The organism is Sphingobacterium multivorum, assembly GCF_900457465.1.
Taxonomy (GTDB): domain Bacteria; phylum Bacteroidota; class Bacteroidia; order Sphingobacteriales; family Sphingobacteriaceae; genus Sphingobacterium; species Sphingobacterium multivorum.
Map to the genome: position 1 here is coordinate 131058 of NZ_UAUU01000003.1, position 24005 is coordinate 155062.

The 24005-nt window shown below is 38.8% G+C and carries 23 protein-coding genes and 1 pseudogene; 12 read left to right on the forward strand and 12 right to left on the reverse strand.

All coding sequences use genetic code 11. From position 1 onward, the window contains the following. Positions 1-53: 53 nt before the first annotated feature. The 6 genes and pseudogenes from DTA23_RS06030 to DTA23_RS06055 all read right to left on the reverse strand — a co-directional run bounded on the left by DTA23_RS06030 (position 54) and on the right by DTA23_RS06055 (position 7100). A complete protein-coding gene (locus DTA23_RS06030) occupies positions 54-779 on the reverse strand; it encodes a tRNA threonylcarbamoyladenosine dehydratase (protein ID WP_112374130.1) in 726 nt (241 codons plus the stop codon). A gap of 78 nt (positions 780-857) precedes the next feature. Continuing rightward, positions 858-1523 carry a TatD family hydrolase gene (locus DTA23_RS06035; RefSeq protein WP_172462335.1) on the reverse strand — a complete coding sequence of 222 codons (666 nt, stop codon included), beginning with the start codon at positions 1521-1523 and terminating at the stop codon, positions 858-860. A gap of 61 nt (positions 1524-1584) precedes the next feature. Beyond that, on the reverse strand, positions 1585-2871 hold the full coding sequence (locus tag DTA23_RS06040; RefSeq protein WP_112374132.1) for an anthranilate synthase component I family protein: 1287 nt from the start codon (positions 2869-2871) through the stop codon (positions 1585-1587). A gap of 3 nt (positions 2872-2874) precedes the next feature. Further along, the gene (locus tag DTA23_RS06045; RefSeq protein ID WP_070564133.1) at positions 2875-4152 is read right to left on the reverse strand and encodes an adenylosuccinate synthase; all 1278 of its coding nucleotides are present in this window, start codon (positions 4150-4152) and stop codon (positions 2875-2877) included. Positions 4153-4279: 127 nt separating this feature from the next. Continuing rightward, positions 4280-4771: a Fur family transcriptional regulator gene (locus tag DTA23_RS06050; protein ID WP_046673375.1), complete on the reverse strand. Its 492-nt coding sequence runs from the start codon at positions 4769-4771 to the stop codon at positions 4280-4282. A 110-nt stretch (positions 4772-4881) separates the two neighbouring features. Further along, positions 4882-7100: pseudogene (locus tag DTA23_RS06055) on the reverse strand (RelA/SpoT family protein). 151 nt (positions 7101-7251) lie between these two features. On the opposite strand from DTA23_RS06055, the gene DTA23_RS06060 reads away from it, so the two are divergent. The 3 genes from DTA23_RS06060 to bshB1 all read left to right on the forward strand — a co-directional run bounded on the left by DTA23_RS06060 (position 7252) and on the right by bshB1 (position 9084). Further along, the gene (locus DTA23_RS06060; RefSeq protein WP_070564139.1) at positions 7252-7884 is read left to right on the forward strand and encodes a DUF4294 domain-containing protein; all 633 of its coding nucleotides are present in this window, start codon (positions 7252-7254) and stop codon (positions 7882-7884) included. 19 nt (positions 7885-7903) lie between these two features. After that, a complete protein-coding gene (locus tag DTA23_RS06065; RefSeq protein ID WP_070564142.1) occupies positions 7904-8395 on the forward strand; it encodes a glutathione peroxidase in 492 nt (163 codons plus the stop codon). Positions 8396-8562: 167 nt separating this feature from the next. Beyond that, on the forward strand, positions 8563-9084 hold the full coding sequence (gene bshB1, locus DTA23_RS06070) for a bacillithiol biosynthesis deacetylase BshB1 (RefSeq protein ID WP_370445058.1): 522 nt from the start codon (positions 8563-8565) through the stop codon (positions 9082-9084). Between the two features lie 497 nt (positions 9085-9581). Here the strand turns inward: bshB1 and DTA23_RS06075 are convergent, their stop codons facing one another. From DTA23_RS06075 to DTA23_RS06090, 4 genes are read right to left on the reverse strand one after another with little or no spacing between them, the layout of a single operon-like run. Next, the gene (locus DTA23_RS06075; protein WP_236560198.1) at positions 9582-10340 is read right to left on the reverse strand and encodes a phosphate ABC transporter ATP-binding protein; all 759 of its coding nucleotides are present in this window, start codon (positions 10338-10340) and stop codon (positions 9582-9584) included. An 8-nt stretch (positions 10341-10348) separates the two neighbouring features. Next, positions 10349-11200 (reverse strand): PstA family ABC transporter permease, encoded by an 852-nt coding sequence (locus DTA23_RS06080; protein WP_046673380.1) that lies wholly within the window; start codon positions 11198-11200, stop codon positions 10349-10351. Then, positions 11193-12089: a phosphate ABC transporter permease subunit PstC gene (gene pstC / locus DTA23_RS06085; protein WP_112374133.1), complete on the reverse strand. Its 897-nt coding sequence runs from the start codon at positions 12087-12089 to the stop codon at positions 11193-11195. Before pstC ends, DTA23_RS06080 begins: the two co-directional genes overlap by 8 nt. A gap of 1 nt (position 12090) precedes the next feature. Then, entirely contained in the window at positions 12091-13062 is a 972-nt protein-coding gene (locus tag DTA23_RS06090) for a PstS family phosphate ABC transporter substrate-binding protein (RefSeq protein WP_112374134.1), read from the reverse strand. Between the two features lie 144 nt (positions 13063-13206). Here DTA23_RS06090 and DTA23_RS06095 point away from each other — a divergent pair, with 144 nt between their 5' ends. The 9 genes from DTA23_RS06095 to DTA23_RS06135 all read left to right on the forward strand — a co-directional run bounded on the left by DTA23_RS06095 (position 13207) and on the right by DTA23_RS06135 (position 22121). Then, positions 13207-15312 carry a ferredoxin-like domain-containing protein gene (locus DTA23_RS06095; RefSeq protein WP_112374135.1) on the forward strand — a complete coding sequence of 702 codons (2106 nt, stop codon included), beginning with the start codon at positions 13207-13209 and terminating at the stop codon, positions 15310-15312. Between the two features lie 12 nt (positions 15313-15324). Then, entirely contained in the window at positions 15325-16083 is a 759-nt protein-coding gene (cobA, locus tag DTA23_RS06100) for a uroporphyrinogen-III C-methyltransferase (protein WP_112374136.1), read from the forward strand. A gap of 2 nt (positions 16084-16085) precedes the next feature. Beyond that, positions 16086-16664 carry a precorrin-2 dehydrogenase/sirohydrochlorin ferrochelatase family protein gene (locus DTA23_RS06105; protein WP_070564161.1) on the forward strand — a complete coding sequence of 193 codons (579 nt, stop codon included), beginning with the start codon at positions 16086-16088 and terminating at the stop codon, positions 16662-16664. After that, positions 16654-17355, forward strand: coding sequence for a phosphoadenylyl-sulfate reductase (locus DTA23_RS06110; RefSeq protein ID WP_112374137.1), 702 nt, complete (start codon positions 16654-16656; stop codon positions 17353-17355). Before DTA23_RS06105 ends, DTA23_RS06110 begins: the two co-directional genes overlap by 11 nt. A gap of 54 nt (positions 17356-17409) precedes the next feature. Next, positions 17410-18300, forward strand: coding sequence for a sulfate adenylyltransferase subunit CysD (cysD, locus tag DTA23_RS06115; protein WP_070564167.1), 891 nt, complete (start codon positions 17410-17412; stop codon positions 18298-18300). A gap of 29 nt (positions 18301-18329) precedes the next feature. Beyond that, positions 18330-19574 carry a sulfate adenylyltransferase subunit 1 gene (locus DTA23_RS06120; RefSeq protein WP_112374138.1) on the forward strand — a complete coding sequence of 415 codons (1245 nt, stop codon included), beginning with the start codon at positions 18330-18332 and terminating at the stop codon, positions 19572-19574. A gap of 525 nt (positions 19575-20099) precedes the next feature. Further along, a complete protein-coding gene (gene gdhA / locus DTA23_RS06125) occupies positions 20100-21431 on the forward strand; it encodes an NADP-specific glutamate dehydrogenase (protein WP_070564173.1) in 1332 nt (443 codons plus the stop codon). Between the two features lie 102 nt (positions 21432-21533). Continuing rightward, on the forward strand, positions 21534-21779 hold the full coding sequence (locus DTA23_RS06130; RefSeq protein WP_046673390.1) for a hypothetical protein: 246 nt from the start codon (positions 21534-21536) through the stop codon (positions 21777-21779). A gap of 6 nt (positions 21780-21785) precedes the next feature. Then, the gene (locus DTA23_RS06135) at positions 21786-22121 is read left to right on the forward strand and encodes a hypothetical protein (protein WP_231585243.1); all 336 of its coding nucleotides are present in this window, start codon (positions 21786-21788) and stop codon (positions 22119-22121) included. Positions 22122-22149: 28 nt separating this feature from the next. On the opposite strand, the gene DTA23_RS06140 is transcribed toward DTA23_RS06135, so the two are convergent. Together DTA23_RS06140 and DTA23_RS06145 are read right to left on the reverse strand one after the other, a co-directional pair. After that, positions 22150-22806, reverse strand: a complete 657-nt coding sequence (locus DTA23_RS06140) for an MgtC/SapB family protein (protein ID WP_112374139.1) — start codon at positions 22804-22806, stop codon at positions 22150-22152. Between the two features lie 63 nt (positions 22807-22869). Further along, positions 22870-24005: Smr/MutS family protein (locus DTA23_RS06145; protein ID WP_172462336.1), on the reverse strand; the 1136-nt coding region annotated here is incomplete at its 5' end.

Below are 24005 nucleotides of genomic sequence, written 5' to 3' on the forward strand. Positions count from 1 at the left end.
TCAATTGGCAGGCAGCTTCTTTCATTTCTTCATATGTTTATTTAATACCTAAGTTAAGCATTTTCTATTAAATCTCGTATAGCAACAGAAGCTATTGCCCCACCAAAAGCCGCTGGTAGATAGGACATGGTGCCATAAGCGGACTTTTTAAAATTACTCCCATCGGTATACAATAATGAATCCTTGTTTGGAAGTTCGGTTGAAAATGCCACTTTCACTCCATCACGTATACCATGTTTGCGCAATTTCTTACGGATATGTTGGGCCAACTTACAATTATAAGATTTACCGATATCAGCAATTTTTATTTTTGTCGGATCCACTTTGCCACCGGCACCCATTGAACTTACAAATGGTATATTGGCTTCTAACGCCCTCCGAATGAAAAATAGTTTCGGTGTAATACTATCAATGGCTTCCACACAATAATCTGGCGCCAAATCTAATAAAGCGGGTATCTTTTCTGGAATGATAAAATCTTGTATTACGGTTAAATCCAATTCAGGATTAATGGCCAACAATCTTTCCCGCATAATTTCAGCTTTTGCTTCACCATGATTAGTTGCCAAGGCAGGCAATTGTCTATTACGGTTAGACGGATCCACTGTGTCTCCATCGATAATGGTCATTTTCCCAACTCCCGCTCGGCATATAAATTCCGCAGCAAAGGATCCAACACCACCTAATCCCAAAACCATCACATGTGAATTTGCCAATTTTTCAACCGCTGATCGACCTATCAATGCTTCGGTACGTGACAGCCAACTTAAATCTTTCATCTATCTAAATTTGTTTTTTTATATTTTCATGAAACCTTATAGCTATCCGACAACGTGAATAAACAGACTATGATGGCCTCACTTATTAAATACTTTCTTATAATTTTGGTATAAAGCCCGCTTTAGCTCCTCCAACTCGATCGATCTGATCCGAGCTACGTATTGATAAAGCGTTGTAATTTCTACGGTCGTATCTGTATCCGTTTCTAGAAACAATTGACTGAGTGAAATATTTTCCAAAAGCTCGTCTTGACTTCCATTTAAACAATGTCCACCTATTGAAAGATAGTACCCCTGATCAATTAATTGCCGAGCTAGTGTCCAATTTTTCCGATAGCTATGGAAAACAACAGCTTCGTTAAAATTCACTTTTTTTAAACAACTGACAATCTCCTGAAAAGCTCGAACACAATGAATAATCAACGGTTTTCGATAAACTTGAGCCAGTTGAACCTGTCGATCAAAGACCTGCAGCTGCTGGATGAGGGGAATAGCAATATTTTTATCCAAACCGCATTCGCCTATCGCCAAAACTTGAGCCTGTTTTAATCCTCCTTTCATTAAGGCTAAAGCAAGTTCAGAATTCCCGTCTATATACCATGGATGTAACCCGATGGAGCAATCTGTTTCAGTGATTTCTTCAGCATGATTCAATGCGATATTCTTCACCGAGAGAATCGCGCGCTCTTTGATCGGATAATTCCGATGAGTATGTAGATCGATATAAGGAACTTGTGGTACCAATGGGACAAAGGTCGAAAAAATACTTGAAGCAAAAAATATTCTCTACAAATTTAGTATAGTTTTATTCTTTCAACTTTGCATCTAAAGCTTCAAGGATGGCGGAAGCTTTCAAAAGGCATTCTTGATACTCCTGATCTGCAGCAGCCTGATTGGTAACTGCTCCACCAGTATGAAAGGAAAGGTACCGTTTTTGTTTATTATACAGCAGTGAGCGGATGACTACATTAAAATCGAACTCATCATGTACAGTGTCAAAGTATCCGATAGACCCTGCATAGATACCTCTCTTTCGAGCTTCAAGCTGATCGCAAATTTGCATAGCTGCAATTTTAGGAGCACCTGTCATCGAACCTGCAGGAAAGGTATTTCTAAATACATCCACATTGGCGACTTTTGGGTCTTGCATGCAGGTAATGGTAGAAATCATTTGATGCACTTGTTCGAAGGATTGAATCTCAAAAAGGCGAGTAGCCTCAACTGTTCCAGGAAGAGCACTTCGTGTCAAGTCATTACGCACCAAATCAACGATCATCACATTTTCCGCAATCTCCTTTTTTGACCTCAACATATCAGCTATAATCTGTCGGTCCTCTTCCGGGCTTGTTCCTCTTCTAGCTGTCCCTTTAATCGGTTGAGAAATCAGCTTTCCCTGCCTTTTCGCTAAAAATCGCTCCGGAGAAGCACACATGATAAAATGATGTCCTACTCTGAAGAATGAACTAAATGGGGTAGGTGATAGGCAATTTAATTGATGATAAACTTCGAGCGGCGAGATGTCGGCGTTCTCCGCATAAAATTCCTGACAAAGGTTAACTTCATAAATGTCTCCACGTTGAATATGCGCTTGCACATCTTCAAATGCTTTGACGTACTCACTTTTTGTCCAACGCGATTGTACTTGCACTACGATTGGAGCTGCTAAAGGAATCTTCGTTTCGGAAATAGCTTGATAGATTTTAACTGGATCTTCAGCCTCTATATGCACTTGATTTGCCGTCCATCGGAGCGTAATCGCTGGCACGAAGAAATAAGTTTCCGGAAATTCGAGCTTATCCTTTCCCGTTGTCTGTAATTCCTCTATCTCATTCTTGAGGTCGTAGGATAGAAATCCAGGGATAAACTGAGATTGATGTAAATTCAAAAATGTATCGAGCTGATCAAATACATTTTCATTTGCACGGAAGGAGAATAATGCCTTGACAGCCAATACTTGCTCATATCTTCCCCATTGATCGGACATCCCATTACTATTAAAGAAAGAAATTTCATCAAATTGCCCCGACCAATGCAGGGCTTTTTGATGAAATTTATCTTTAGAATCGAGAAGATCAAAACTTTCGATCCGCATAGTTTATTTTGATAAAGCTAATGTTTGTTTACGATCAGGACCTACCGATAGGATTGTGATAGGTACTTCAAGAGCTTTCTCTAAATAAGAAATGTAATTTTTTAATGCTTCAGGTATCTCCTGTTCAGACGTTATACCAGTCAAATCTTGTTTCCACCCATCAATTTCTTCCAAGATAGGTTCGGCTTGATGTGTGATGATTTCATAAGGCATATAATCAATCACTTCACCATTATATTTATAATGTGTACATGCATAGATTTTGTCGAAGGTATCCAAAACGTCGGCCTTCATCATAATCAAGTCTGTTACGCCATTAAGCATAATAGCATATTTCAAGGCAGGAATATCAATCCAACCTGTACGGCGAGCACGACCAGTAGTTGCTCCAAATTCATGACCTAATTGACGTAATTTTTCGCCAGTTTCATCGTGAAGTTCAGTAGGGAAGGGACCACCACCTACACGAGTCGCATAAGCTTTAAAGATACCATATACCTTGCCGATTTTATTTGGCGCAATACCTAGGCCTGTACAAGCTCCGGCTGTTGTGGTATTCGATGAAGTTACAAATGGATAAGAACCAAAATCAACATCCAACAGCGTACCTTGCGCACCCTCAGCCAACACACGTTTGCCTTCTTTCAGATATTGATTCACCAAATGCTCTGAATCCACATGTGGGATAGATTTAATGAATTCGATAGCATCTAAAAATGCCTTCTCTTTTTCACTGAAATCAGGTATCTCACCATAGTGCGAAAGAATGCTTAGGTGTTTTTCTTTCAACTTTTGGTAACGCTCTTGAAAATCCGGAAGTGTCGTATCACCTACACGTAAACCATTTCTACCGGTTTTATCCATGTAAGTTGGACCGATACCTTTCAAAGTGGATCCAATTTTTCCTGCACCCATTTTTGATTCTGAGGCAGCATCCAATAATTGGTGTGTAGGCAGAATAAGGTGTGCTTTTCGCGCTAAAACTAAATTGCCTTTACCCACCGGATCAAAACCAGCTGTCTTCAGGTTGTCTAACTCTCTTTTTAAGATAATCGGATCGATAACGACACCATTACCAATAAGATTTAGTGTACCTTCATTGAAGATACCAGATGGAATTGTGTTGAGTACGAATTTTTTGTTATCGAATTCCAACGTGTGTCCGGCGTTAGGGCCGCCTTGGAAACGAGCGATTAAATCGTATTTTGGACAAAATACGTCTACGATTTTACCTTTACCCTCGTCACCCCATTGTAAGCCCAAAAGCACATCAACTTGCATAGCTTTTAAAGTATAGTAATTAAAATGTTATTAATAAAAATAGACTCTATTTAAAAATAAAATGTTCAGGAATTTTCCCCTGAACATTCCTGAACAAATGTACTATTATATTTAAGAAAATATAAGATTAATTTGAAATAGCTTCGTGAGCGACGGTCTCTTCTTTTTTGTTCTTAAGTTGACAGTCTTGACATACACCATACAAATTGAGTGAGTGGTGCTTAATATCAAATTTTAAAAGATCTCCCATGAGACTCTGAATTTGGTTGATACGTGGATCACAGAATTCAACAACCTTATTACATTCAATACAGATCACGTGATCGTGTTGTTTGAACCCATATGACTTCTCAAATTGTGCCATGTTCCTTCCAAACTGGTGTTTTGTAACCAAGTCACAAGAGACCAAAAGTTCTAGAGTATTATAAACTGTAGCACGACTGACACGATATTTCTTGTTCTTCATATGGATATACAAAGACTCTACATCAAAGTGATCAGTACGGGAATAAATCTCTTCCAAAATCGCATAGCGCTCTGGTGTTTTTCTTAGATTTTTATTTTCTAAGTAGGCTTCAAAGATTTTTTTTACAGTTGCAAAATTTTCAGCTTGATTCATAGTAAAAATATTCTTGTACAAATTTACCAATTAAGATTGATATTTCCTCTATTAAAAATAGTGCTTAATAGTAGTCGCCTTAGCGTAATTTTCAATCCAACGGTTGGCTACTAATTTTCCGATTCATATCGATTGACACCTGTTATCCCCCTGACTTGCTTTAAATTTCTCATCAAACTTTCAAGCTGAGCAGTATCATTTACATACACCATAATATTACCATCAAAAATACCTTCGTTACTTGAAATTGATAAGGATCGAATATTAACAGCAAATTCTTGAGAAATAACAGTTGTAAGTTTATTTACTAATCCTACATCATCTATGCCAACGATATGTAAACCTGTCAAAAATGCAGAATCCTTTGTAGAAGCCCAGCGTGCTTTTAAAATTCTATAGCCATAATTTGCCATCAGCTTGGAGGCATTTGGACAGCTCGTACGGTGAATTTTTATACCATCATTAACTGTCAAAAAACCGAAGACATCATCACCAGGAATAGGATTACAACAGGGTGCTAAAGTATAATCAACCTTCTGCATATCATCACCGATCAAGATCGTGTCGAATTCCTTCTTATTTATCTTTTCAACTAGCCCACCTATATGGGTATTAAATTGATTTCCTGATGAAGAACTTACATTTATTTCAACCGCTTTCTCATGCGCAACATATTCTCTCAGTTGCCTGATATCAACAATGCCCTTGGCAACATTATAGAAAAGGTCCTGCGAACTGGGATATTTTAAAAAGTTGGCAATTTTGTTAATATTATCCGTATTGTAAGTAACTTTTAGCGATTTCAACTTACGTTCCAAAATTTCTTTCCCATCTTCCGCTACTCTTCTCTTTTCTTCTTTTAGAGAAGATCTGATTTTGGATTTGGCTTTCGCAGTCACAACAAAATTCAACCAATCCTCTTTAGGTGACTGCTTGCTTGATGTAATAATCTCTACCTGATCCCCATTTTGCAAAATATGGCTTAAAGGAACAAGTTTGTGATTTACTTTGGCGCCAATACAACTTGCACCGATATCAGAGTGAATCTCAAAGGCAAAATCTAAAGCAGTGGCATTGTTGGGGAGTTGAATCAGTGTTCCTTTGGGGGTGAATATAAAAATCTCATCGGAGAAGAGATTCATCTTAAAATCATCCACAAAATCCATCGCATTCTGATCTGGACTGCTTAAGACGTCACGTACTTTTTTGATCCATTGATCCAAGCCAGAATCTGAATTTGATTCTTTGTACTTCCAATGTGCTGCAAATCCTTTTTCGGCAATTTCATTCATCCGTTTGGTTCGAATCTGAACTTCTACCCATTGCCCTTTAGGCCCATCACCGTAGTGTGTAAGGACTCATAACCATTTCCTTTCGGAGAGGAGATCCAATCCCGAAGACGGTCGGGGTTAGGACGGTACAAATCAGTGACAATAGAATAAACTTTCCAACATTCTGTCTTTTCTTTCTCATCCACAGCATCTATTACAATACGTATAGCAAACAAATCATAAACCTCCTCAAAAGGAATCGATTTTTTTCGCATCTTATTCCAAATAGAATGGATTGATTTAGGTCGCCCAAATACGGACGCCTTAATACCCTGTTCCTCCAATATCTCTTTGATTGGACCAATAAAATCGCCTATAAATTTTTCACGCTCAGCTTTTTTCTCATTCAGTTTTCTAGCGATAAATTTATAGGTATCCGGATCAGTAAATTTCATCGAGAGATCTTCCAATTCGGATTTTATCGCATACAGCCCAAGACGATGTGCCAATGGCGCATAAAGGTAGCTTGTCTCTGAAGCAATTTTCAGCTGCTTATCCCTGGCCATAAATTCCATGGTGCGCATATTGTGGAGCCTATCTGCCAATTTAATGAGAATTACACGAACATCGTCGGCCAATGTGAGCAACATTTTCCTAAAGTTCTCCGCTTGCATAGAGCTGTTTGGATCGAAAATTCCTGAAATTTTGGTAAGCCCATCGATAATTCGGCGAACTTTCTTACCAAACATTTCTTCAATTTCATCCAGAGTAACATTGGTATCTTCAACTACATCATGGAGCAACGCGCATACAATAGATGTCGTCCCTAGGCCAATCTCTTCAGCAGCAATTTGGGCAACAGCAATTGGGTGATAGATGTAAGGCTCCCCTGATTTACGTCGCATCTCTTTATGACTATCCAACGCCAAATCAAATGCCTTGCGGATCTCTTGCTTGTCCCCGCGTTGTAAAGTTGGTTTACAGGCGCGTAACAATGCACGGTAACGTTTCCTTATCTCTTTGTTTTCTGCTTCAATATCAATCACATAATCTTTCATAAACGTTGCAGGTAAATGATGTTTTTTGAGTAAATTTGTGTAATTTAGTTATTGTATTCTTGAATACTAATTTTCAAGCTAACTATTTTGTAATAAATCTACCAAAATATTATAGCATTGACAAATTAAAAAGCGTTATATAATTGCCCAAATGAAGACAATATTATTTTGTTTGCTATTCCTCACAGCGACTCTGTCCGGATGGGCGCAGTCTCAATCACTCACTCTTCCTTTGTATGGAGAGGGGGCACAGGAGACCGTAAACAGTTATATGACAACAACCTTGGCAAACGGAGAGGTATTACCCTGGTTTCCGATTCCACAGGTCACTGTTGTGGCCAAAAGGACCTGGTCAAGTGAAGAAGCACGAAGAGAATATCTCCGCTTTAGAAGAAATGTCCTCAAGGTTCTTCCTTATGCTATCTATGCGCAAAAAAGATATGATCAACTTGACAGAGACCTAGCGCTGACTTCGGACAAGAAGGAACATAAAGCATTGGTTGAAAAATGTGAAAGTGACGTAAAACAGATGTTTGACCGAGAAATCAAAAATATGACTATTTCACAAGGCAAAATACTTATTAAATTGATCGATCGTTATACGGGACATACCGGCTATGAAATGGTAAAGGAAATGAAGGGTGGGATTTCCGCTTTTTTTTATCAGGGAGTCGCGAAAATATTCGGTCACAACCTAAAGTCAACTTATGACCCAAAAGAAGACTTTGCCATTGAAAATATCATTAGGGAATTTGAGAAATCGAGACCCCAACCTGTCATGTGACCAATCAAACTAAAACCAGATGAAAACAGTATACGACTTTGACGCACTTCAGTTTAATGGTAAAAAAAAATCTCTCGCTGATTTTGAAGGTAAAGTTTTACTCATTGTCAATACTGCTAGTCAATGCCTCTTTACCAGACAATTTAAATCCCTCGAAAAACTCTACCAAAGATATAAAGACCAAGGTTTCGAAATCCTGGCATTTCCGGCAAATAATTTTCGTAACCAGGAACCATTAACCGGTGGTACACTAGAGACATTCTGCCGGATCAATCAACAGGTGAGTTTCCCTATTTTTAAGCGTAGCCATGTTATCGGCGAATACACAACACCCTTATACAGTTTTCTTTCAAGCAAAGATCAGAATGGACATATTAACAGTAAACCTTCCTGGAATTTTCACAAATACCTGATAAACAAAAAAGGAGAGGTCATTGATTTCTATTATCCGACTACTTCGCCATTATCAAGTAAAATTTGCCGCAATATCGAGCGTCTTTTACAAGAGTAATCCATAAACTGCTTACCTTTGCCGCGGCTTTCACAACGTCAATCTAATCGTATATCGACTCAGGAACAATAGTATATTGAAGCTGTCTATAGCATCTCAGTAAAATTGTTCGTTGATTAAATGGAATGATTTGTCATTGAAGAGCCAAATAAAAAGAGAGATATCATATGTTAAAATTAGATCTACTTATCATTGCTGTACATCCTGATGATGCTGAATTAGGCGCAGGTGGAGTAATGGCAAAATATGTTGCTGAAGGAAAAAAGGTTGGAATTGTTGATTTGACTCAAGGCGAGCTTGGCACACGCGGCACAGCAGAAACCAGGGCTCAGGAAGCAAAAGATGCTGCCGAAATCCTAGGACTGGCCGCTAGAGAGAACCTGGGCTTAAGAGATGGTTTTTTTGAAAATGCCGAAAGAGAGAAAATGGCAGTAATAAGAGCTATCCGCAAATATCAACCCGAAATTATTATTACAAATGCCATCACAGACCGCCACCCGGACCATGGACGAGCGGGGCAGATGGTCAGTGAAGCCTGCTTTCTTGCTGGCTTGAGAAGAGTGGAAACTTTTGATCAGGACAATATTCCTCAGGAGGCCCACCGCCCCCCGATTGGTACTGCAATTTGTACAGGATTATTATATAAAACCAGATGTTGTTATCGATATAACAGATTATTACCATGTTAAAGAAAAATCCGTTTTAGCCTATAAAACTCAATTTTACACAGGAGAAAACGTAAATCCTGATGAACCACAAACCTACATTTCCAATCCGGATTTCATGGAATCAACTGCTGCCAGAGCCCGAGAATTTGGACGATATATCCAAGTGAAATATGCCGAAGGATTTACTTCCAAGAAGATACTTGGCGTTGATGATTTATTCCACCTGAAGTAGGAAATAGAGTCTATCTGATACCATGATAAAATAAATGCGGGAGTATTCCTATTTTAAACCTGAATGCTCCCGCATAATTTCTTAAACGAAGTTACGGACTGATTTGATGGAAACAATATCGGTCATATGCTGATTTTGCTAATGTTTATCCCAACAAAGCAATCGTCTTCACAATTATAGGGAAGATATCCCACAGTAGAAATTAAGCCTTTGGCTTATTCTTTTTATCAGCCAATCCTTATTGCTTTCTCATAAACTTCATCCAGCGTAGATACTTCTTAACCTTCTAGGAAATAAATCCCTTTACATACTGTTTTGTGATTTCATTCTGCGGATTCAATAAAACCTGTTCCGTCGGTCCAAACTCAAGAATTTCTCCACCATAGACAAACAGAATATAGTCAGACACCCGTCTTGCCTGCCGTAAAATATGCGTTACCAATACGATGGTATAATCTTTCTTCAGTTCAATTAGTAATTCCTCAATTTTAGCAGTTGAAAGCGGATCTAACGCTGATGTCGATTCATCTCCAAGTATAATCTCAGGTTCTACAGCCAAACCTCTTGCAAGACAAAGCCTTTGTTGCTGACCGATGGACAATCCGCTAGCCGAATGTCCGAGACGGTCCTTGACTTCGTCCCATAACGCCACATTTCGCAATTGCGTTTCCACAATTCTGTCCAACTCCTTTTTGCTTCGAGTACCATGTATGCGAGGACCGTAAGCCACATTATCATAGATCGACATTGGTAAAGGATAAGGTTTTTGGGATAAAAGTCCCATTTTCTTACGGATATGTGTTACTTCAGCATTTCTACCATAAATATCCTCACCATTAACAAGTACAGATCCCGTTATTTCAACCCCCTTGGTATCATCTACTAATCTATTGAGTGTCTTTAAAAGCGTCGTCTTTCCGCAACCTGAAGGACCAATAATCGAAGTTACACTATTGTTAGGAAGGGCGAGATTAATATTTTTAAGTATATGTCGGCCGTCAATATAGACATTAAGATCCTTGATTTCAATGTGGGGATTGCTCAAAGGACTTATTATCGACGATTTTTTTGTTTCGATTGAAGGATATGAGTGCATACTACAATAATTAAAATAATGATTGTTAAAACTAAAGCTGAAGCATAAGCGCGTCCCTGAACTTCAGGAATAGGACTACTTAGCTGAAAAAAAATGGACAATGGCAACGTTGCCGCTGGTTCATCAATATATTTTGGAAGATTGTCACTAAAACCTGTTGTCAATAAAACGCCCGCAACATCACCAATAGCACGCCCAAAAGCCAGCAAAATCGCGGTAAGAAGCCCTGATCGGATGCTTCTTAGCATGACCTTAGCCAATTCCCAGCGTGTGGTCCCAAGGGAAAGAGTGACATTCTTTAAATCGTCAGGAATTGTTTTTATCAATTCATCAACCGTGCGAACCACAATTGGAATGGTTAACAGTGTCACTGTAATAATTCCCCCCAATAACGATGCTCGAATACCTAAATAAACCATAATACCAAAACCAACCGCTCCATAAACAATAGAAGGAACACCATACAAGACATCAAACAACAATTTAGCAAGCTGTGTCACTTTTGATTTCGCCCCCAAATAAACGTTAAGGTACAACGAAATCGGAATACCTATAATTGCGGACAAGGCTGTCGCTACACCTGCTAGATAGAGGGAGCCCAAGATTGCGTTCAAAATCCCACCTTCCTTTCCAATATAAAATCCACCTTTTGGCAACTGGCTAACCATCTCCCAACTGAGATAAGGAAGCCCTTTATACAAGATGGTTCCTACGATAAAAAACAAGGAAGCAGTCACGGTTATCCCAGAGAGATGCATAAAACCTTTCGCTACTTTTTCACTCAATAACCGTCTTTTCGTATTATCCATGCTGAGCTCCTTCCAGTCGTCTCAATATAAGACGAGATATTAAATTAAAAACAAATATGATCACAAACAGCAACAACGCAGAGAACATTAATGCAGATTCATAAAGTGGAATTGACATCATTTCTCCGAAATTATTGGCTATTAATGCCGGAATTGGATATCCGGCATCAAATATCGAAGTAGGAACCTTTGCAACGTTGCCGCAGACCATCAACACCGCTATTGTTTCACCAAATGCCCTCGATGTTGACAAAACAATTGCAGCAACAATACCAGGTCTAGCCTTCTTCAGAATAACATGCTTAATGGTATCCCATTTTGTTGCACCTAATGATAGCGAAGCCGCTTTTAGCTCACAAGGTATCGTTTGAAGCACCTCTACCATAATGGAAATCATAATGGGAAAGATCATCACTGCCAATACAATTCCACCGGCAAGCACTGAATATCCCGATGTAACAACCCCAAAGATGGGAGCGATATACAGCTGAATTAAAGGTACAATAAACAATACCCCCCAAACACCATAGAGAACCGGCGGTATCGCTGCTAAAATATTGACCAACGGAAACATCATATTTTTTAAAGCATCCGAAGCATATTCAGTCAAATAAACCGCAGTCAGTATACAAAGCGGAATCGCAATAACAAGAGAAATCAAGGTAACAGCAAGCGTACCTGCAATAAAAGGCAAAAAGCCAAACGACCCTTTCATTGGTGACCAAACCTTGTCGGTCAACAGTTGAAAGATATTACTGTATTCAAATAACGGAATCGATTTTATAGTTAAACCAATCGCAATAATCACCACAACTGAAAGTGAAATCAGTAGCAGGAGCAAGGTGGATCGCTTGACCAGAGAATCTTTAACGAGACGAGTATTTAGCATGCTATAACTTATTAAGTTCTTCTTTTATCAATGTTTCATTTAGTGGGACATAACCATTCTCAAGGAGTTGTGATTGCGCCTGTTTTTGAAGCACAAAAGAAATAAATTCCTTCAAGAGAAGGGATTCGGTCTTATTGCGCGTTACAAAAGTTAGCTCTCTTGAGGGTGGAGCTGGGTATTTTCCTGTAGCGACGGCCTCTGTCAAATTAGATAGAGTGCCATAAAACTGCTCATCATCCTCAATGTGCCCATTTTTATTGAGATCCAAAGGAACAACCGCAATACGATCAAACACGTTATTGGTTTTCAGATTATAGACGTAGTTAATGTTATTGAATCCAATCCCGTGAGTATCATCTTTAATGGCCTGAGCAATCCCAGGGTCACCAAAAATGCCAATACCTTGCAGATCCTCCTGCTTATGACCAAAAAATTTAGCCCATGTTTCAGCTGCTCCGGCAGCATCCGAACGTACATAAACGTTGATAGGATCCGCCGTAAACTGAGGATCAATTTCTTTCCAGGTCTTAAACTTTCTATTTACAAAAATATTCAGCAATTCTTCGCGGCTCAGACCACGCTTCAAAATAGCGGAATAATTAGGGTTACCGGGATTAATCGTACAGATAACAGCGTCTTTAGCAACAATAACTGGAACAGCCCCTTTTTTTATTTCCTGCTCGTGTAGGTCTCTCGACACCATTCCAATATCAACCATACCTGTCAGAACATCGGCGATTCCTTTTCCAGCACCTCCCGCTGAAATATTGAAACGAACATTAGGGTGTATTTTTTTAAAATCTTCACTCCAAACTACAGCTAAAGGATAAAGGGCAAAGGCACCGGACAAAGAAATATTACCTTCAAAACCATGTTCCTTACTATAACCATTTTTGACTTTTGGCGCACAGGAAGTCATTTTAAATACGATTACATAGCTTAAAATCAAGATTATAAAAAAATTTCTCATCATTACACCTAAAAGTCTACAGGTTTTATATATTAAATTTTATAGGGCAAATATATATTAATTTGGTAGATATTATAGAATATTAAAAAAATATTTTTACATTTGACATCGAGAAAAGAATACTAAATCAATAGATTTTATTGTTATATGCAAAGCTTCCGCACAGAATTAGAAAATCCTATCGTGGAGAAGGAAATTATCGAACTTGAAAAAAAGATTCGATTGTTCCACGAGGGCAAAATTGCCGACGAAAAATTTAGATCGTTGCGTTTGGCTAGGGGGGTATATGGACAAAGACAACCTGGAGTTCAAATGGTTCGTATAAAGCTTCCGTTTGGAAAGGTTACGTTTAAGCAATTGAACAAAATTGCAGCAATATCAGACGAATACGCAAGCCGTAATCTGCACCTGACCACACGTCAAGATATACAGATTCATTACGTTAGTCTTGACCGTACACCAGAACTTTGGTCCAAATTGGCTGAAGACGATATTACATTACGCGAAGCTTGTGGAAATACAGTCCGTAATGTCACCGCTTCTCCAAGTTCGGGAATCGATCCAAAGGAACCATTTGATGTTTCGCCATATGCTCAGGCGACCTTTGAATATTTTTTGCGCAATCCAGTATGTGCGGAAATGGGACGAAAATTCAAAATGTCATTTTCTGCCAGTGATGAAGACACTGCGTTTTCCTATATTCATGACCTTGGTTTTATTCCAAAACTAAAAATTGTTGATGGTGTGGAAGTTCGTGGTTTTAAAGTGTTATTGGGTGGGGGATTGGGATCTCAGCCTTTTTTAGCATCAGTAACAAGCGAGTTTCTACCAGAGGATGAATTGATCCCTTATATCGAAGCGACACTTCGTGTCTTTGATCGTTATGGTGAAAGAAATAACCGAAATAAAGCTCGATTCAAATACCTTATTCAGAAACTAGGGTTAGAGGAAGTGCTAAGTTTAATTGAAGCCGAGAAAATCGCCACGAAGGTGAAAAGCTATCCGATCGACCGAACCAAAATCGAACAGCCAATACCACCGGACGACAATCAGCTATCAACGATTAACCTAGATAGTGATCTAAACTATCAAGTTTGGAAGGGCACCAATACATTCGAACAAAAACAAAAAGGATATTACGGTGTCTATGTGCGGGTATCCACCGGTGATATAGGTACAGATAAAGCACGCGCGTTGGTTGCAGGTCTGAAGGATTTGGTCGCGGACGATATCCGTATCACACAAAACCAAAGCCTACTGCTAAAATACGCAACAGAAAAGTCACTGCCACATATTTATCAACTACTTAAATCGTTGGATCTAGCGCAGGTAGGTTTTGATAGTACTGCTGATGTAACAACTTGCCCTGGTACGGATACCTGTAATCTAGGCATTTCAAACAGTACTGAAATGGCGCGGGTTATCGAATCTTATATCGCCGAATTTCATCAGGATTTTGTCTTTAATCGGGATTTAAAAATCAAAATTTCGGGTTGTATGAATTCTTGTGGCCAACATGGTCTGGCACATATCGGCTTTCATGGTAGTTCGGTTAAAGCGGAGGGCAAAGTGGTCCCTGCAGCCCAAGTTATGCTTGGCGGCGGGACAATTGGTAATGGTGAAGGACGTGTTGCAGAGCGTATTATTAAAGTGCCGACAAAAAGAGTCTTGCATGTTGTAGAATGGGTGCTGAATGATTATAAAAAAAATGCGGAAGCAAATGAAAACTTCCATGCTTACTACGACAGACAAAGTAAAAATTACTTTTATAATCTTTTAAAGCCTCTATCGGATTTGACCAATCTTGCTGAGGACGAATTTGTCGACTGGGGACATGAAGGAACTTTCCAAACGGCAATCGGAGTTGGCGAGTGTGCAGGCGTGGTGATTGACTTGGTTGCTACGTTGATCTATGAGGCGGAAGAGAAATTACAATGGGCAAATGAAACATTTCGGGAATCCAAATTCTCGGATGCGATTTATCATGCTTATAATGCCTTTGTACAAGCAGCAAAAGCCCTACTATTGGATAAAGGGATTAGCGCCAGCACGCAAAATATTGTAATCAACGAATTCCAAACACATTTCGTGGAAACAGGTGAATATAATTTTGAACAAACGTTTCCAGAATTAGTTCTACAGATTAGTAAAAATGAACCAACGGAGCATTTTGCAATCAACTACCTTCAGGAAGCAACGAAGTTTATCAATGAAGTCTATCAACGGAAAAATTTAAAACCAGTATTGGTATAGGAGGGAATAGGTATGTCAATAAAAGCAAAAGTAACATTGGTAGGAGCAGGCCCTGGTGATCCGGATCTGATCAGCCTAAAAGGCATCAAAGCAATAGAAAAAGCAGATGTCATTTTATACGACGCCTTGGTGAATGATGAACTACTGGATTATGCACAGGCTGAATGCATCAAAATATATGTTGGAAAACGAGCCGAACAACTCTCTACTTCACAGGATGAAATCAATCGCCTTTTGGTGGATTATGCCTTAAACTATGGCCATGTTGTACGTCTAAAAGGTGGTGATCCCTTTGTTTTTGGCCGTGGTGGCGAAGAAATTGACTACGTACAGCAATATGGTATTGAAACTACCGTTGTGCCAGGTATTTCCTCCGCAATTGGACTTACCGGACTACAGCAACTTCCATTAACTTACCGGGGAATCAGTGAGAGCTTTTGGGTCATCACAGGCTCCAAATCGGACGGTTCACTTTCAACAGATCTTTATCTGGCGGCAGAATCCGATGCCACTGTCGTTGTCTTGATGGGCTACGGAAAATTGGCAGAGATCGTGGAAATCTACCGCCAAAGAAATCTTCATAATTTACCAATAGCCTTGATTCAAAATGGTTCATTGCCTAATGAAAAAGTTGTACTAGGTACTATCGATAATATTCTTGACGAATCAACAGAGAAAAGGGTCGGTGTCCCAGCGATTATTGTAATCGGCGAGGTCGTTGCCAAGCATCGTTCATTCCAACACATTAAAGAAAAAGCTTTAGCTTTATAGATATGAACCAGCTATTTCCAATATTCGTCAAATTGAATCAAATTGACACCTTACTTGTTGGAGGCGGGAAAGTTGCATTGGAAAAATTTCAAGCTTTAATTTCCAATGATGAGGGATTAAAACTGACCATTGTGACTCGGGAAATCATCCCGGAATTTAAGGAGCTATTACAAAATTACACACAAATTCAGCTCCACATGCGTCCGTTTAGACCAGACGACCTTACGGACAAACAACTTGTTATTGCAGCAACCAATAACATGGAGCTCAACGAGCAGCTGCGTAATTTAACAGGGCAAAATAACATACTGTTTAATGCCGCGGACAAACCCGAATTATGCGACTTCTACCTGGGGTCCATCGTAAAGAAAGGCGACTTGAAAATAGCTATTTCCACCAATGGCAAATCACCGACGATTGCCAAAAGGGTGAAGGAACTATTAAATGACTTGTTACCTGAGGAAATTGACGAAACACTATCACTCATGAGTGCTTATCGAGAGCAGCTTCGAGGAGATTTTGAATACAAAGTAAAGCAGTTGAACGAGCATACCAAAAATATATTACGTTATGAACGTTAAGGAAATTAAAGAAATTATTGGCGAAAAAAAAGGAGTGGAGCTCTTACAAACAATAGCCTCACTATTTCCTAATGAGGTAGTTTTTTCAACCTCTTTCGGTATTGAGGATCAAGTAATCACGGAATGGATCGGTAAAAATAATATTAATATCGACATATTCACACTGGATACTGGAAGACTGTTCAAAGAAACCTATTCCCTGTGGAGCCGCACCTTGGAGCGTTATCAGTTGCGTATTAAAACATATGCTGCGGATACAACATTGTTGGAAGATTTTATCAGCAGAAAAGGTCCAAACTCCTTTTATGAGTCGGTTGAGAATCGGAAGGAATGTTGTAGGATAAGAAAAATTGAACCTTTACAACGCGCGATTAAAGGGAAAAAAATTTGGGTAACGGGCATCCGATCAGATCAATCCATCAATCGCCACGACATGGACTTTATCGAATACGATGAAATGAACCAAATCATCAAAATCCATCCTTTATTTGACTGGACTTTTGAGGAAGTTAAAAATTATTGTAAAGAGCAATATATCCCGTACAATGTGCTACACGACAAGGGTTTCCCAAGTATCGGTTGTCAACCTTGTACAAGAGCAATACAAGAAGGAGAGGACTTCCGCGCTGGTAGATGGTGGTGGGAAGATCAAAGTAAAAAAGAATGTGGTTTGCACGCCGTTAAATCATAAAATAGCGAAGTAGAAACCCAAATTCATTAAAATCAAATTTTATTATTTCAGAGAATGGACTATTTAGATCATTTAGAAGCGGAAGCAATATATATTTTAAGGGAGGTAGCCGGACAATTTGAAAAACCAGCGCTATTATTCTCTGGTGGTAAGGACTCCATTACACTTGTTCACCTAGCAAAAAAAGCATTTAGACCTGGTAAATTTCCTTTTCCACTAGTTCATATTGACACTGGTCACAATTTTCCCGAGACAATTACGTTCAGGGATTCATTGATTGAAGACATAGGAGAAAAACTTATCGTTGGTTATGTTCAAGACAGCATTGATCAAGGAAAAGTCGTTGAGCAAAAAGGAAAAAATGCAAGTCGGAACGCCTTGCAAACAGTTACCTTACTCGATACAATCGCAAAACATGGTTTTGATGCCTGTATCGGTGGCGCACGTCGGGACGAAGAAAAAGCGCGTGCTAAGGAAAGAATCTTCTCCGTGCGTGATGAATTTGGACAATGGGATCCGAAACGCCAAAGACCTGAGCTGTGGAGCATCTTTAATGGCAAAATAAACAAAGGCGAAAATGTACGGGTGTTTCCTATTTCAAACTGGACCGAGCTCGATGTTTGGAACTATATTAAACGTGAACAGATTGCATTGCCATCGATTTATTTCAGCCATGAACGGGATGTTATTACCCGCAATGGGCAACTGATGGCTGCTGCCTCATTCTTAAATATCGATGCAGATGATATCATAGAACGCAAATCTGTACGTTTCAGAACTGTAGGCGACATGACTTGTACAGCAGCTGTAGATTCAACAGCAACGGAGTTAGATGATATTATCGCCGAAATCAAGGCCTCAACGGTAAGTGAACGTGGCGCTAGAATGGACGATAAGGTATCGGAAGCAGCCATGGAAGAACGTAAAAAACAAGGATACTTTTAATTCAAATCAAATACCTGATATTGACAACAATGAATATATTGAAATTTATAACGGCCGGTTCTGTAGATGATGGTAAAAGTACCTTGATTGGCCGATTACTATATGATACAAACTCCATTTTGGACGACCAATTGGAAGCTATACAGCGTGCCAACCGGAAAAATGACGATGGGACGGTAGACTTGGCCATATTGACTGATGGACTTAAAGCTGAACGTGAACAAGGCATAACAATTGATGTAGCCTATAAATATTTCCAGACTGAACACCGAAAATATATTATAGCCGATGCTCCAGGACATATCCAATACACCAGAAACATGGTAACTGGAGCTTCCAATTCAGATCTCATAATCATTCTGGTTGATGCACGCAAAGGCGTAATAGAGCAAACAAAACGTCATTCTTTCATAGCCAAATTATTGGCCATGAAACAAGTCTTGGTCTGCATAAACAAGATGGATATGGTCGATTATAGCGCTTCTGTTTTCGAACAGATCAAGGCTGATTATTTAACTTTAGCTAACAATCTCGGACTTAAGGATATTGATTTCATACCTGTTTCAGCCTTAAAAGGAGACAATATTGTCCATAAGTCAGAAAGAATGAGCTGGTATGCAGGCGAATCTTTATTGGATTACCTGGAAAATGTAGAAATTCACGAACAGGAAGCAGCCAGTTGGAGGTTTCCCGTCCAATGGGTTGTAAGACCACAAACCGATGATTTACACGACTATAGAGGCTATGCAGGCCGAGTACTAGGAGAGGGGCTGACGGTTGGTGACCAGGTTATTGTTTATCCAGCAGAAACATATAGCACAATTCAAGCGATTGAATTAAACGGGCAACAACTTCAACGGGCTGAAAACGGACAATCTGTCATTGTACACCTCAGTGACGATGTCGACATTAGTCGCGGCGATACCATTGCAAGTGTAGAACAGCCGCCAAAGTTTGAGCGCAATATTCAAGCAAATTTATGTTGGTTCGACAATAAGCCTTTGGATACTGCGCAAGTTTATCTTGTCCAAAGCCACAGTAAATTAACCAAGGTTAAGATTGTAGATGTGTTATACAAATTTGATATCAATACACAGGAAAAAATATATAATGATCCAATCAAACTAAATGATATTGGTCGAATAGCCATTAAGTCCGCTGAGAATCTAGTATTTGATCTACAGCAGGAAAATCCGGCAAATTCTCAAGCGATTGTTATTGATCCACGGACAAATCTAACCGTTGGTGCTTTAATGATTCAGGCAATCGATTAATATTTTTTTAAACGTAAATATTCAAACTAAATATTATTCAAGGAACTCAGGCATTGTTTGGGTTCCTTTTTTTTATGAAGTTGAACTTATACACCACAGAATCTATTTTAAAGAACCAAGCTTAAAGATCAACTGTATAGAAAGGGCACACTCGGATATTTACTATTTAACATAATATAAATTATAAATACCTAATATATAAAGAAAATAGGGGTCATCTACATTTATCAAATAGTCAGAAAAAAAAGCTAAACATTAAATATTCATCAATTGTAATGAGTATTCATAGCTATTTTATCAAAAACGAAAATGATTCTATCTTTTAGATTTAATATCGAATAAAATACTGTTAAATGGTCATTATGCCTTCATTTCGCTATTGATTAGTCTGTTTTAAATAATTTTAAAAAAATATGAAATTTCATTAAAAAAGACCAATAATTGTAAATAATTAATAAATATTGGTTTGTTATTAAAAATTATATAAATTAGTGCCAGCCAAAGGGAAATTTTACTAATTAAAACATGTCAAAAAACTTTAACGAGTTCATTTCAATCGTTGAGAAACGCAATCCAAATGAACCAGAATTCTTACAAGCTGTAAAAGAAGTTACTGAGGATTTATTTCCTTATATCACGGAGAATCATCCTGAATTTTTCGACCAAAAAATTCTTGAAAGACTTACTGAACCTGAACGTATTATATCTTTTCGCGTAACTTGGTTGGATGATAATCACCAAGTACAGGTAAATCGTGGTTATCGTGTTCAAATGAACAGTTCAATCGGTCCATATAAAGGTGGCCTTCGCTTCGCCCCTTCTGTCAACCAAAGTATTTTAAAATTCCTCGCTTTTGAACAAGTATTTAAAAATAGCTTAACAGGACTACCAATTGGTGGTGGTAAAGGAGGTTCTGATTTTGACCCTAAAGGTAAATCAGATAATGAAATTATGCGTTTTTGTCAAAGCTTTATGACAGAACTTTATCGTCATATTGGCGCAGATACAGATGTTCCTGCAGGAGATATCGGCGTTGGTGGACGCGAAATAGGCTTTTTATTCGGTCAATTTAAACGACTTCAAAACAATTTTACAGGCGTTCTAACGGGCAAAGGTGAATTATGGGGTGGATCATATATTCGTCCTGAAGCTACCGGCTATGGGCTCCTATATTTTGTTGACTGCATATTCAGATATCAAGGAAAATCTTTACAAGGTAAAGTAGCTACAGTATCTGGTGCTGGCAACGTAGCCTTTTACGCTGTTGAAAAGGCTGTTCAACTTGGCGCCAAAGTAATTACTGTATCAAATAGCTTGGGCACACTTTACGATCCTGATGGTTTTAATGCTGAAAAAATGGCATTTGGGGCTACTTTGGGAAGAAACCTCGATCAATATCCTGCTCGCTATCCAAACGCCAAATTCTTACCTGGTCAAAAGCCATGGCAATTTAAATGTGATATCGCTCTGCCATGTGCAACACAAAATGAATTAGAAGAATCGGATGCTAAAGCGCTTGTAGCAAATGGTTGTATCTGCGTAGCTGAGGGTGCAAATATGCCTTCTACTGCAGAAGCTATTAAAGTTTTTCTAGATGCAAAAATCAGTTTTGCACCTGGCAAAGCTGCGAATGCTGGTGGTGTTGCTGTCAGCGGCTTGGAAATGTCTCAAAACTCAATCCGTACACAATGGTGTACAGAAGAAGTTGACAATCGCTTAAAAACCATTATGGAAAGCATTCACGAAACTTGCTTGAAATATGGCCAAGACAGTGGATTCGTTAATTATCTGAAAGGTGCCAATATTGGTGGTTTTATAAAAGTCGCTAACGCGATGAAAGCACAAGGTATCGTATAACAAGCCTTTTTCTAATCATATCATAATCCTGAGCGCTCAAATGCATTGCATTTGGGCGTTTTTTTATACTTTTATGCTAATTTTAAAAAACACGAAATTTAAATGAGATTAATAGCTGAACTCCCCCATCCCGATTGCAAGATTTCAATCTTTGGTATGAATCAAAAATTCATTATTAAATTTGAACAAGGAAACTTAGAACAATCTTATAAAATTGCAGAAATGGATATAATTGGCGGTGTAAATGGGGTCTTTGATTTACTTGACGAAGAATTTCTGAAGAGTGTGATCGATCAATTCGCATTGATGCGCCAATCTTTTAATAGTGCTTATAGTAGATACGAATAAAAATCCATGCTGAACTATATATATTTTGTGGCATTTTGGGCTTGTCAAATTATTTCATCTATCCTGTTTAAACTTGGCGGGATACATCCAAAGTATAAATGGACAACTTTAATTATAGGAAACATTATTCTTTTATCAGCAAGTTGGTTTCTTGTGCAGTTATTTAAGAACGTCTCTCAACCTATCGTAATAGCCTTATGTTCTGGTGGCACATTTCTGACTGTCCAATTGGCGATGGCGCTATATTTTAAAAGTTCATTGAGCTGGCAGCAGGTACTGGGTATGTTTGTCATCATTTCAGGTATGGTTTTGATTACTTTCGGAGGTAAAGAAACGACTTAAGCTACAATGAGGTTAGTTATAGATGTGTCTATTTGTTATAATAAAACTCATCTATAACTAATGAACCTGCTAATTGTTGATTAAAACGATCTAAATCGGTCATTTTCCCAGAAATATCATACATTACTTCTAACTTACCACTAATCTTTTCAATAACACGCCTGGTAGCTTTAATCTTAAAATCCAATGCCAATTGTTCAAACTCATGTAAGTGATAAAACTCATTGGAACTAAACTTTACGTGTAGAGAACGGACTAGGTAGTAACGAGCCAAAAGAATTTCGATCCGCTGAAAAAGCGCGAGTATTACCACCATAAAAACAGCAAAGGAAATCGCATAAACCAGTTGCCCCAATCCGGCAAACATGCCAATACCAGCTGTCGCCCAAATAACGGCCGCTGTTGTGAGACCACTAACCGATAGTTTACCTTTAAAGATCACACCAGCACCAATAAAGCCTATACCAGTCACAATATTTGCAGCAACGCGATCAGTACTATTGCCAATAAACAAACAGGAAACAATAGTAAACATCGCCGAACCGAAACAAATAAGCACTACCGTCCGAAATCCAGCAGATTTATTCCTATACTCACGTTCAAAACCAATTAAACTCCCACACAGAATTGAAGTGAGAGCGTTTAACAATGGCTCACTAGTCAAAAAGTTAATGATATTCTCCATACCGAACTTTACAGAAAGATGAAACACGGAGCTTCGAACATGCTCAGCTCCGTGCAATTAAGACTATAGATAAGCGTAAGTTATACCATCGCCCCCACGATCTTGATGTTCGTCCTCAAAACGGCTTACATGACTATATTTACGAAGGTAATCGCGAATAAATTTGCGCAAAATACCATCACCTTTACCATGAATAATTTTTAAGGACGGATAACCTATCATGACGGCCCGATCCAAAACACGTTCTAATTCATGCAGTGCGTCTTCTGTGCGCATTCCTCTTAAATCAAGTTCTGGCTTGAAATCAGCTACACTGCCAGAAGATAATGATCTTGATAGACTTTTTGCAGACTTCTTCCCTTCCCGCCCTTCGAGTTTAATCACATTCTTTCGCTTTTGAACAGTGCGAAGTTCCCCCATGGCAAGAATAAGGTTGTTCTTTGCAATTTCGACAATCTGCGCTTCAGCACCATTATCTATAATCTGTACCCAATCCCCAATATTTAATTCGGTGGCTTCAGGCGTTTTTTCTTTGACGATTTGCTTCGCCGGTTTTTGCTCTTTGGGAAGAACAGCTTGAAGTGCCTTATCCAAATTGCTGCGCAACTCACGAGTTTTCTCCTTATCCGCTTTTGCAGATTTGATCTGCGCTACCGTATTTTCGATTAGCTTGTTCGAACTTTTAATAATTTGCTGCGCCTCCTCTTTCGCCTTCTTCAAAATTACACGCTTATTTTCTTCTAAATAACTTTGTAATTCCAAATACTCCGATTTAATTGACTCCAGTTCCTTTTCACGCTTATTAATAGCAACTTTTGTATCAAACACCTCCTTCTTTTCTCGCTCAAGATCGATCAATAATGTATCTACCTTCTTCTGCTGAACACCAATTTTACTTTTAGCAGACTCCAAAATATCCTTACCTAATCCTATTTTCTGTGCGATTTCAAAAGCATAAGAGCTTCCTGGCTTACCAATTTGTAGGATATACATCGGTTTCATTTCGCGATTATCAAATAACATTGAAGCATTTTCCAGACCTGTCGTATTGCTGGCAAAAACTTTGAGATTTGAATAGTGGGTGGTCACAACTCCCCTGATTTGTTTTTTGTTAAGGGATTCCAATACAGCCTCAGCAATAGGTCCGCCAAACAAAGGGTCGGTACCGGTTCCAAACTCATCGATCAGTACCAAAGTAC